This window comes from Micromonospora sp. CB01531 (assembly GCF_001905095.1).
Classification (GTDB): Bacteria; Actinomycetota; Actinomycetes; order Mycobacteriales; family Micromonosporaceae; genus Micromonospora.
The window spans coordinates 170,321-180,603 of the sequence record NZ_LWLS01000035.1 but is presented as its reverse complement, the minus strand read 5'-3'; the positions used below and the strand labels follow the sequence as shown (position 1 = coordinate 180,603).

9 protein-coding genes and 1 riboswitch are annotated in these 10,283 nt (G+C 74.1%); of the genes, 3 read left to right on the top strand and 6 right to left on the bottom strand.

Annotated elements, in window-relative coordinates; genetic code table 11:
* Positions 1 to 52: 52 nt before the first annotated feature.
* The 5 genes from A6A27_RS07275 to A6A27_RS07255 all read right to left on the bottom strand — a co-directional run bounded on the left by A6A27_RS07275 (position 53) and on the right by A6A27_RS07255 (position 6,423).
* A complete protein-coding gene (locus A6A27_RS07275; RefSeq protein ID WP_073833754.1) occupies positions 53 to 736 on the bottom strand; it encodes a hypothetical protein in 684 nt (227 codons plus the stop codon).
* Between the two features lie 108 nt (positions 737 to 844).
* Positions 845 to 1,912: a coiled-coil domain-containing protein gene (locus A6A27_RS07270; protein WP_073833753.1), complete on the bottom strand. Its 1,068-nt coding sequence runs from the start codon at positions 1,910 to 1,912 to the stop codon at positions 845 to 847.
* Positions 1,913 to 1,917: 5 nt separating this feature from the next.
* A riboswitch (cyclic di-AMP (ydaO/yuaA leader) is annotated at positions 1,918 to 2,049 on the bottom strand.
* Between the two features lie 144 nt (positions 2,050 to 2,193).
* Positions 2,194 to 3,108: a cation diffusion facilitator family transporter gene (locus A6A27_RS07265; RefSeq protein WP_073833783.1), complete on the bottom strand. Its 915-nt coding sequence runs from the start codon at positions 3,106 to 3,108 to the stop codon at positions 2,194 to 2,196.
* A 92-nt stretch (positions 3,109 to 3,200) separates the two neighbouring features.
* Positions 3,201 to 5,318 carry a HelD family protein gene (locus A6A27_RS07260; RefSeq protein ID WP_073833752.1) on the bottom strand — a complete coding sequence of 706 codons (2,118 nt, stop codon included), beginning with the start codon at positions 5,316 to 5,318 and terminating at the stop codon, positions 3,201 to 3,203.
* A gap of 142 nt (positions 5,319 to 5,460) precedes the next feature.
* A complete protein-coding gene (locus tag A6A27_RS07255; protein ID WP_073833782.1) occupies positions 5,461 to 6,423 on the bottom strand; it encodes an alpha/beta fold hydrolase in 963 nt (320 codons plus the stop codon).
* A 150-nt stretch (positions 6,424 to 6,573) separates the two neighbouring features.
* Here A6A27_RS07255 and A6A27_RS07250 point away from each other — a divergent pair, with 150 nt between their 5' ends.
* Entirely contained in the window at positions 6,574 to 7,200 is a 627-nt protein-coding gene (locus tag A6A27_RS07250) for a carbonic anhydrase (protein WP_073833751.1), read from the top strand.
* A gap of 115 nt (positions 7,201 to 7,315) precedes the next feature.
* On the opposite strand, the gene A6A27_RS07245 is transcribed toward A6A27_RS07250, so the two are convergent.
* Positions 7,316 to 7,645: a hypothetical protein gene (locus A6A27_RS07245; protein WP_073833750.1), complete on the bottom strand. Its 330-nt coding sequence runs from the start codon at positions 7,643 to 7,645 to the stop codon at positions 7,316 to 7,318.
* A 324-nt stretch (positions 7,646 to 7,969) separates the two neighbouring features.
* Here A6A27_RS07245 and A6A27_RS07240 point away from each other — a divergent pair, with 324 nt between their 5' ends.
* Both A6A27_RS07240 and A6A27_RS07235 read left to right on the top strand, forming a co-directional pair.
* Complete coding sequence (locus tag A6A27_RS07240) at positions 7,970 to 8,461, top strand: DUF3145 domain-containing protein (RefSeq protein WP_073833749.1); 492 nt, start codon at positions 7,970 to 7,972, stop codon at positions 8,459 to 8,461.
* A gap of 47 nt (positions 8,462 to 8,508) precedes the next feature.
* Positions 8,509 to 10,227 carry a glycoside hydrolase family 3 protein gene (locus A6A27_RS07235; RefSeq protein WP_073833748.1) on the top strand — a complete coding sequence of 573 codons (1,719 nt, stop codon included), beginning with the start codon at positions 8,509 to 8,511 and terminating at the stop codon, positions 10,225 to 10,227.
* Positions 10,228 to 10,283: the final 56 nt, after the last annotated feature.

Here is a 10,283-nt window from a genome sequence, read left to right as displayed (position 1 = left end):
CCGACCGTCCTATTGCGCACGAGATCGTAAGCCGGTGCGGCGGCCGTACCGGCTAGGCCCGCCGCCCGGCGGTTTGCGGCAACTCCGGCTCGGCTGGCGGCCACAATTCGGCCTCCGCGCCGATCGGCGGCGCTCCGGGCCGAATGAAGGCCGGCCTGACCTCGCGCCGCGACGACGACTTCAGTTCGGCGCGTCTGACGCCGCGCTGCGACCTGAAGCCGTCGCTGAAGCCGTCGCTGGAGCCGGCGGCCGGCCGCCGGGTCGCCGGCGTGGCGCGGCGCAGCCGTCCCCACGGCTTGTAGGTGGACAGCACGGTCATCAGGATCAGCAGGCTGCTGGAGACCGCCGGCGGGATGACCAGGTCCAGCCGGTCCCGGGTGGCGAGCTCCGGCCCCTGTTCGGCGAGCCCGCGCACGGTCGGGGTGAGCAGCAGCAGGACCAGGCCGAGCATCCCGGTGGTGATCGCGAACTTCACCAGCACCCAGCGCCAGCGCAGCAGGCCCCACGGGGTCAGCAGCGCGCTGGCCAGCCCGACCAGCCAGACCGCCACGCTCAGCGGCGCGAAGAGGTAGGTGACCAGCAGCCCGGCGGTCGGATAAACCACCTCCGGATCGGCGCCGCGCAGCCCGGCGATGCCGAGGGTGAGCAGCACCAGGTCGGCGCCGAGCCAGCCCAGCGAGGTGACCAGGTGCAGGGTGAGCAGTGCCTTGCGCGTGGTGGGCGAGAGTCGGCTCATGCCCTCGATACTCGGCCGTTGCCGACCCGGCGTCGTGGGCCGCGCGGCGACATCCGGCGTACGTCGGTGGGCGTACGGTGGCCCGCCGCCGGCGGGCCACCGTACCGCTCAGTACACCGACAGGTGCACGTGGTTGGTGTGGTCGCTGGACGGGTCGCCGTTGCCCCCGCTGTACGCCTTCCACCCGCTGCTGGGCAGCCAGATCTGCTTGTACCAGATCACGTAGAGCACGGCGAGCGGGTCGGCGTTGCGGATGAAGTACGCGGCCAGGTTGTTGCCGTACGTCTTGTCGCCGCCGGTGGCCACCCCGCCGAAGCCGTCCTTCTGGGCGGCGAAGTCGCAGGCCCGGCCCTTGGGATGCTCACCCGAGCCGCTGGGCCGGTAGCAGGAGACGTACCGGGTGAACCCGGCCGCCTTGGCCTGCTGGAGCGCGTGCAGGGTGCGCGGGGTGATGCAGCCGTCGGCGGGCGTCGGGTCGTTGACGCTGCACGACTCCGCGGGCCAGGAACCGTCGGGGTTGCGCTTCGCGGGGGTGGCGTTGACCCGGGACGTGCCCTGCACGCTGCCGCCGGCGGTGCCGGTGGTCCGGTTGTTCGCCACCGCCAGGGCCCGTTCCGCCTGCGCCTTGCGCTTGGCCATGATCGCGACCTGCTTGCGCTGTTCCCCGATCTCGCCGTTGAGCGCGTTCTGGGTGCGGGTGGCCTGGTCCCGGGTGCCGATCAGGTCGCGCAGGGCCCGGTCCTCGTGTGCGGCGACCTGCTGCAGGGTGAGCGCCCGGTCCATGAAGCCCTCCGGGTTGCTGCTGCCGAGCAGCGCCGCGGCGGTGCCGAGCCGCCCGGTCCGGTAGGCCAACCCGGCGAGCTCGCCGACCTTGGCGTCGCGTACACCCAGCTCGCTGTTGATCGTCTTGAGCTGGGCGGTGAGCTGCTGCTGCCGGCTCAGCGACCGGTTCAACGCGGTCCGCGCCTCCAGCCAGCCCTTGCTGGCCGCGTCGAGTTGCGCGCGCAGCGCCGGTGTGCCGCCCTCGTCGTCGCCGGGTGCGGCGGCGAGCAGGCCGGTCGGGGGAGCCGCCGAGGCGGCGGAGACCGGCGTGGCCGCGACGCCGAGGGCGAGCGCCGCGACGAGCAGGGCCGCCAACCGGGCGGCCGTCCTTCGTACAGGTGCCACTGGTGGCATTCACGTGTCCTTCCGTCAACCGCCGACCGGGTTAGCTGACGGGTTCGGGACGGAAGATCCCTACCGCTGACGCGGATGCACCCCAGGTACGTGGTTCCCCGGCTCGCCGTGCTGTGGCGATTAGGCGACGGCCAACGCGGACGCTGCTGGGCATCGTCCGGCGAAAGCCGCGACCGAGCCTACCGGCGCTGTTCCGACCCGTCGCCGTGGGCGGCGAACGGGAATCGGGCATAAGCCGGCACTAGTGCACAATAGCCACTTGGATTTAAGGTTGTCCTCAATTACCACTCGACGGATCCGCACGCGCCAGGTGACGCCCCGGGTTCGATCTGCAACGTGGCGTGATCGATCCGGAAGTCATCGTGCAGCGCGGCCCGCGCGGCGGCGAGCACCTCGCCCACCTCGGCGTCGGGGGTGGTGGTCAGGTGCGCCGAGGCCACGTCCATGCCGGAGGTGAGCGTCCAGACGTGCAGGTCGTGCACCTCGGCGACGCCGGGCACCGCGGCCAGCCGGTCGTGCACGGCGGTCACCTGCAGGTGTTCCGGGGCGGCCTGCACCAGGATGCGGACCGCGGCCCGGCCGAGCCGCCAGGTGCGCGGCAGGATGAACAGCCCGATCGCGACGGCCACCAGCGGGTCCGCCCACCACCACTCGGTGAACGTGATGACCAGGGCGGCGCCGATCACGCCGAGCGAGCCGAGCAGGTCGCCGAGCACCTCCAGGTAGGCCCCGCGCAGGTTGATGCTCTCCTGCGCCCCGCTGCGCAGCAGCGCGAACGCGACCAGGTTGGCGACCAGGCCGAGCACCGCCACGGCGAGCATCGGCCCGGCGAGGACCTCCGGTGGCTCGCCGAACCGGCGGACGGCCTCGACGAGCACGTACGCGGCGACCGCGCCGAGCAGCACCGCGTTGGCGAGGGCGGCCAGCACCTCCAGCCGGTAGAGCCCGAAGGTGCGCTGCGGGTCGGTCTCGGCACGCCGGGTGGCGGTGATCGCGGCCAGCGCCATGCCGATGCCGAGGACGTCGGTGAACATGTGCCCGGCGTCAGAGAGCAGGGCCAGCGAGCCGGTCGCGAAGGCGGTTGCCGCCTCGACCACCATCAGGGCGCTGAGCAGCCCGAAGGCGGCCCAGAGCCGGCCCCGGTGGCGGTGCGCGGCGTTGGCCACCGTGCCGCTGTGGTCATGACCTGCGCCCACGCCCACACCCTTCCGTTCCGCAACCCGGCCCGACCCCAATCTATGCTCACATCGCTATATGTGCGAGTGAATGGGCGGCGCCGCAGCCGCCGTCAGCCCACCGGGTCGAGGGTGGTGAGGCGCTGGGTGGCCCGGGAGAGCGCCACGTAGAGTGTGCGGACGCCGGACCCCGGATCGGCCCGGATCTCGCTCGGGGCCACCAGCACCACGCCGTCGTACTCCATGCCCTTGGCCTGCAGGCTGGTCACGACCTGCAGCCGGCCGCCGCCCAGCTCGCCCAGCCAGCCGGCGACCTCGTCCCGGCGCGGCACCGGCGTGATCACGCCGACCGTTCCCTCCACCTCGGCCAGCAGGGTGCGCGCCGCCGCCACGGTGGCCGGCGCCAGCTCGGCGGGGGGCACCGCCAGCTCGACCGGCTCGACGCCGGTGGAGCGGACCGCAGTGGGCAGCGGCAGGTCCGGGTAGAGCCGGCGGATCTCCGCCGCCGCCACCGCGAAGATCTCCGCCGAGTTGCGGTAGTTGGTGGTCAGCTCGTACCGGTACCGGCGGCGCCGCCCCAGCGCCTGGTCCCGGGCCCGGGTCAGCTCCTCCGGGTCGCCGGTCCAGGCGGTCTGTGCCGGGTCGCCCACCACGGTCCACGAGGCCAACCGGCCCCGCCGGCCGATCATCCGCCACTGCATCGGAGAGACGTCCTGCGCCTCGTCGACCACCACGTGGGCGTAGTCGCGGTAGTCCTCCGGGCGCTCGCGGGCCGCGGCCCGGGCCGCCCGCTGCCGGTCGGCGAACGTGCTCAGCTCCCGGACGCCCCCGGCGAGCTGGAACGGGTCGCGCTTCGGCTTCGCCCGCTGCACCGGTTTGCCGAGCAGCGCGTCCAGTTCGTCCAGCAGGGCGATGTCGGCGATGGTCAGCCCGGCCCGGTCCAGCGTCCGGTACGCCTCGGTGAGCTGCCGGATCTCGGCCCCGGACAGGACGCCGCCCGCGTACCGGCGCAGCCGCTCCGGGCGGGCCAGCCAGCCGAGCACGTGCCGCGGGTGCAGCCGGGGCCACCAGGCCTTCAGGAACTCGCGGAACTCCGGCCGGTCGATGATCTCGTCCTCGAACGCGGGCTGCTCCGGCAGCCGGCCGATCCGCAGCCGGCGGGCCTGGCCGTACAGGGCGGCGAGGACGGCGTCGAACCCGGCCCGGCGCACCTCGTTGCGGCGGGCGCCCCGGGGCAGCGCCTTGTTCCGGATCGCGTCCAGCTGGTCCCTGGTCAGGCGGAGCAGCTCGCCCCGGTAGAGCAGGCGCAGCTCGGTAGGGGAGTCCGGCACCGCGTCCCGGACCGCGCGCTCCAGCACGCGGCGCATCCGCAGCGACCCCTTCACCGCGGCCACCTGGGGCGGGTCGGTACGGGTCGCCGACATGCCGGGGAAGAGCGAGCCGAGCGAGTGCAGGGTAGCGGTCTCCTCGCCGAGCGAGGGCAGCACCGAGGCGATGTACTCGACGAACACGCTGGACGGGCCGACCACCAGGATCCCCCCGCCGGCGTACCGGGCCCGGTCGGAGTAGAGCAGGTAGGCGGCCCGGTGCAGCGCCACCGCCGTCTTCCCGGTGCCCGGGCCGCCGGAGACGATCGTGACGCCCGAGCCGGGGGAGCGGATCGCCTCGTCCTGCTCGCGCTGGATGGTGGCGACGATGTCCCGCATGCCCCGTCCGGTGGCCCGGGACAGGGTGGCCAGCAGCGCGCCGTCGCCGACCACCGCCAGGTCCGGCGGCGCCGACTCGGGGTCCAGCAGGTCGTCCTCGATCCGGGTGACCTGCTCCGCCGACGACTGGATGGTGCGCCGGCGGACCACACCCATCGGCTCAGCCGGGGTGGCCTGGTAGAAGGCGGCGGCGGCCGGCGCCCGCCAGTCCACCACCAGCGTCTCGGCGTTCTTCCCGCGGATGCCCAGCCGTCCCACGTGCAGCACCTGCCCGGTACGCAGGTCCAGCCGGCCGAAGACCAGCCCCTCGTGCTCGGCGTCCAGCACGTACCGGCGCTGGGCGGCGTGGAAGACCATCGCGTCCCGTTCCACCAGCGCGCCGAAGTTGCCGACCCGGGCCAGCCGGTAGCCCTCCCGCTCGGCGTCGGCGGCCGACCGGCGCAGCTCCGCCAGGCGGGCGTACACCCGGTCGAGATGCCGCTGCTCCACGGCGATCTCCCGTTCCAGGGTGGTCTGGTCGCTCACGGCGGGGGCTCCTGTGGTCACGCGGCGGGTACGGCGGGCTGAATGAGGGTACGGGCCGCCCTCCCGGCCGTTGTCGCGGCCATGCCGGTGCCCGGCACCCGCGCGTGCCGGTTGCCCGTTATCTGGGCGTTCCCACCACAGGTCAGGCCGCTTCCCGGGCGAGGCCTGCACCGCCGGGCGCGACCGGCTCGGCGGCCGGCGTGGCCGGCCAGGCCAGAACCCGGTCGAGCACCGCCGCGAGGGCGGCGTTCACCTCGTCGGGGCGTTCCATCATCAGCATGTGGCCGGCACCCGGGCACACCGTCAGCTCGGTGCTGGGCAGCGCGGCGGCGATGGACTCGGCGCAGGGCGGCGGGGTGAGCCGGTCCCGGTCCCCGACCAGCGCGGCGGCCGGCACCCGGCCGAGCGCGGCCAGGGTGTCCAGCCGGTGCTGGGCACCGATCGAGGCGCGGAAGCCGCCGATCGAGCGGAGCGAGGCGTGCGCCACCGCCGAGGTGACCAGCCGGATGTCGGCCGGGTCGCAGCGGTCGCCGAACAGCATCCAGCGGATGCTCGGGCGCAATGCGCGGAGGAGGGCGTGCGGCGGACGCCACGCGCCGCAACGGGCGAGCATCCCGGCGCCGGTGGTCTCGGCGAGCCGGATCAACCGGGCGATGCGGGGCGAGAGCCCGTAGCCGGTGTGGGTGTGCCCCTCGGCGGTGGTCGACACGAAGACCAGCCCGGCGGTCCGGGCGGCGAAGTGCGCGGGATGGCGGTGGGCGTACTCCATCACCGTCATCCCGCCCAGCGAGTGCCCGACCAGGACGACCTTCCCGTGCGGGACGACCTCGTCCAGCACCGCGGCCAGGTCGTCGCCGAGCTGGGCCAGGGTGGCCGTACGCAGCGCCATGCAGCTCGACCGGCCGTGCCCGCGGGCGTCGTAGGTGACCACCCGGACCCGGTCGCCGTACCGCGCCCGCAGCTCGGCCAGTTGCCGGTGCCAGCTGCGCCCGTCCAGCGTCCAGCCGTGCAGCAGGACCGCGGTGACCTCGGCGTCGACCGGCCCGGTCGCCGTCACGTGCAGCCGTACGCCGTCGGGCAGCCGTACCTCCCGGTGCTCCGGCATGTCCACCTCCCCCGGGCCGACCGATGTCCGTGCACCGGCGCAACCCGGCGGTAACAACCGGCTACCCGCCATGACAGCACGCCAACCGTGTCGCGGAGAAGATTCCCGACCACCCCGCGCACGGTCGGATCAGGGACCAGGCTGGAAGGCATGCCGCCGCCCAGCCCGACACCGGCCGCCGGAGCCGCCCGGACGCCGCGTACCGCCCTGGCCGAGCTGCTGGCCGGCAACCGTCGGTTCGTCAGCGGCGAGCCGCTGCACGGCCACGACGTCACCGCGGCCGCGGCCGTCGCCTCCGGCGACCAGCAGCCGTACGCGGTGGTGCTGGGCTGCATCGACTCGCGGGTGCCGCTGGAGGCGATCTTCGACCAGACGTTCGGCTCGATCTGCGTGATCCGTACCGGGGCGCACGTGCTGGACCGCGCGGTGCTCGGCTCCATCGAGTACGTGGTGGGGCAGCTCGGCGTGCCGCTGGTGATGGTGCTCGGACACGAGCGCTGCGGGGCGGTCGGCTCGGCGGTGGAGGCGCTGCGCACCGACGAGCGACCGGGCGGCTCGCTGGCGTACGTGGTGGACCAGATCGCCCCGGCGGTCCGGGAGGTCGGCACGGACGACCCGTCCGCCCACCCGCGGGCCGTCCGCCAACACGTCCGGCGCACGGTGGCCGCGCTGCGCGCCGACGAGCTGCTGGCCGGCCCGGTCACGGCCGGGCGGGTCGCGGTGGTCGGCGCCCTCTACGACCTGGCCACCGGCGACGTCGCACTGCTCGGCGAGTAAGGGCCTCGTCCGTCGACGCCTCGGGCCGAGCCCGCATCAGCCGTCAGGGTCCAGAAACGACGAACCGCCCGCCGGGTGACCCCGGCGGGAGGTTCGTGGTGTCGCGGTGCGGGACTCAGCCCTCGAAGACACCGGCCTCGACGAGACGCTTCTCGGTCTTGTCCCAGCCGTGGTCCGGGTAGTCGGCCGCGAGGTTGTTGATCTCGGCGCGGACCTTGGCGGCGTGGCCGGCGGCGGCCAGCGTCCGGATCTCCTCGACGAAGGCCTCGGAGTCGGTGCGCAGGCGCTCGGTCTTGCCGTTGGTCAGGTTGCGTACGTAGGCGTGCTTGCCGCCGTTGAGCGGGATGAGGTACTTGAACTCGCCCAGCACGCTGAGGGCGCCACCCTGGCCAGCCTGGCCGGCCCGGACTGAGGCGCGCGCGGTCTTAGAGGTGTTGCTCGCCACGGAGGTACTCCTTGCAGACGTACGGGAGGGACTGAAACGTCCGGGGGCTGTTGCGGGTGACGTTCTGGTGAGCGTCGGCCCGCGAAGATGTGCGGCGGCACAGAACCGCCCAGAGAACTGTACACGACCTCGATGCCTGGCTGGTCATCACGCCGTCAGGAGGGTCAACGGGGTCAGCCGCCCGGGTATTTCCGCCAATCCCGGGCGGCGGATTTTCCGATTCGCTGGCGCACCATCCGTCACACCGGTCATCATGTGTTACGGAAACCACTCGGGTGGACGAGGTCGTAGGGGAAGACGCACCTCGCCCTCCGGGAGGTCACCGTGCCAACGCGTGGCGTCGTATACGTCCACTCGACCCCGCTCGCCGTGTGCTCGCACGTCGAGTGGGCGATCGCGCGCGTCCTCGCCGCGCCGGTCAACCTGCAGTGGACGGCCCAGCCCGTCGATCCCGGCGCCCGGCGCGCCGAGTGCGGGTGGACCGGTAGCCCAGGGACGGGCGCCGAGCTGGCTGCTGCCCTCCGGCAGTGGCCCATGATCCGTTTCGAGGTGACCGAGGAACCGAGCCCGGGCGTCGACGGCGAGCGCTTCATGTACGTCCCGGGGCGGGGATTGTTCCGGGCCACCGTCGGCGCGGCCGGTGACATCCAGCTCGGCGAGGACCGGCTGCGCAGCATCATGGCGTCCGCCCGGGCCCCGGAGGCGCTCGCGCACGCCCTCGACAAGGCGCTCGGCACCGCCTGGGACGCCGAACTGGAACCGTACCGGTACGCCGGCGACGGTGCCCCGGTGACCCTGCTCACCCAGGTCGGCTGACAAAGGTCAAGTTGCCCCGGTACGGGGGGAACTGGTGGGATGGGCGGATGTCGACCACCCCTCGACGTGCCCTCGTCGCGCTCGCCGCACTGACCGCGCTGCTCGTCTCCGGCTGCGCGAACCAACCGAGGGGCCCGCGGACCGCCGCGGCGGAGAGCCCGCCCCCGTCGGCCGCCGCGCCGACCCCGTCCGCCGACGACCCGGCAGCCCGGGCGGCGGCGCTGGTCCGCACGTTGGCCGACGAGGACCTGGTCGGCCAGGTGCTGATGCCGTACGCGTACGGCAGCTCCGCCACCACGGTCTCGCCCGGGTCGGCCGCCGGCAACCAGGCCCTGGCCGGGGTCGACACCCCGGCGGCGATGGTGGCGAAGTACCGGCTGGGCGGGGTGATCCTGGTCGGCTTCAGCGCCGACGACCCCACCTCCGGCAACCAGGCCACCACCAACGTCGACAACCCGAAGCAGGTCCGGGAGCTGACCACCGGGCTGCGGGCGGCCGCCGGAAAGCTCCCCGCCGGCCCGGCCCCCTTCCTGATCGGCACCGACCAGGAGTACGGCGTGGTCACCCGGATCACCGACGGGGTGACCCTGCTGCCCAGCCCGATGGCGGCCGGCGCGGCCGGGAAGCCGGCGCTGACCGAGGCCGCCTGGCGGGCCGCCGGCGCCGAACTGGCCGCCATGGGGATCAACATGGACTTCGCCCCGGTCGCCGACGTGCTCGCCACCCGGAGCACCGTGATCGGCTCCCGCTCCTTCGGCGCGGACCCGCAGAACGCCGCCGACCAGGTGGCCGGCGCGGTCCGGGGGTTGCAGGCCGCCGGCGTGGCCGCCACCGTGAAGCACTTCCCGGGCCACGGCCTGAGCGCCGACGACTCGCACCAGGATCTCCCGGTCATCACCCAGTCCCGCGCCGAGCTGGACCGCACCGCGTTCCCGCCGTTCCGCGCCGGGATCGACGCCGGCGCGCTGGCGGTGATGTCCGCTCACCTCGACGTGCAGGCGGTCGATCCGGGCACCCCCGCCACCTTCTCCCGCAAGCTCCTCACCGACGTGCTCCGCGGCCAGTTCCACTTCCAGGGCGTGGTGGTCACGGACGGGATGAACATGGCGCCGGCCAAGCGGTGGGCGCCGGGGGAGGCCGCGGTCCGGGCGCTCAACGCCGGCAACGACCTCATCCTGATGACCCCGAACGTCGGCCAGGCGTACGACGGGCTGCTGGCCGCGCTGCGCGACGGCTCGCTGCCCCGGGCCCGCCTGGTCGAGGCGGTCACCCGAGTGCTGACCATGAAGTTCAAACTGGCCGACCGGCCGGCCCCGGACCTGTCGACGCTGGCAGGCGCCGAGCACCGCAAGGCCGCCACCGACCTGGCCGCCGCGGCGGTCACCCTGCTCCGCGGCCGATGCGGCGCCCCGGTGGCCGGCCCGGTCACCGTCACCTCCTCCGCCGGACGGGAGCGCAGCCGCGCCGCGCTGACCCAGGCGCTCACGGCCGCCGGGGTCCGGGTGCTGCCGCGCGGCGGCACCGTGGTGCACCTCGTCGGGTACGGCGACAGCGCCGACGACCTGCGCGCGGACGCGGCGGTGACGGTGGCGATGGACACCCCGTACGTGCTGGCCGACGCGAAGTCGCCGACGCTGCTGGCGACCTACTCGTCCAGCCGGGCGTCGCTGACCGCCCTGGCCGGGGTGCTCGCCGGCAAGGCCCGCCCCACCGGCCGGTCCCCGGTGCCGGTGACCGGGCTGCCCGCCACCGCCTGCGGCACCTGACCTGCGTCGACGGCCCTGAACCGGCCGTTCGCGACCAGTCCGACTGGTAGCGTCGG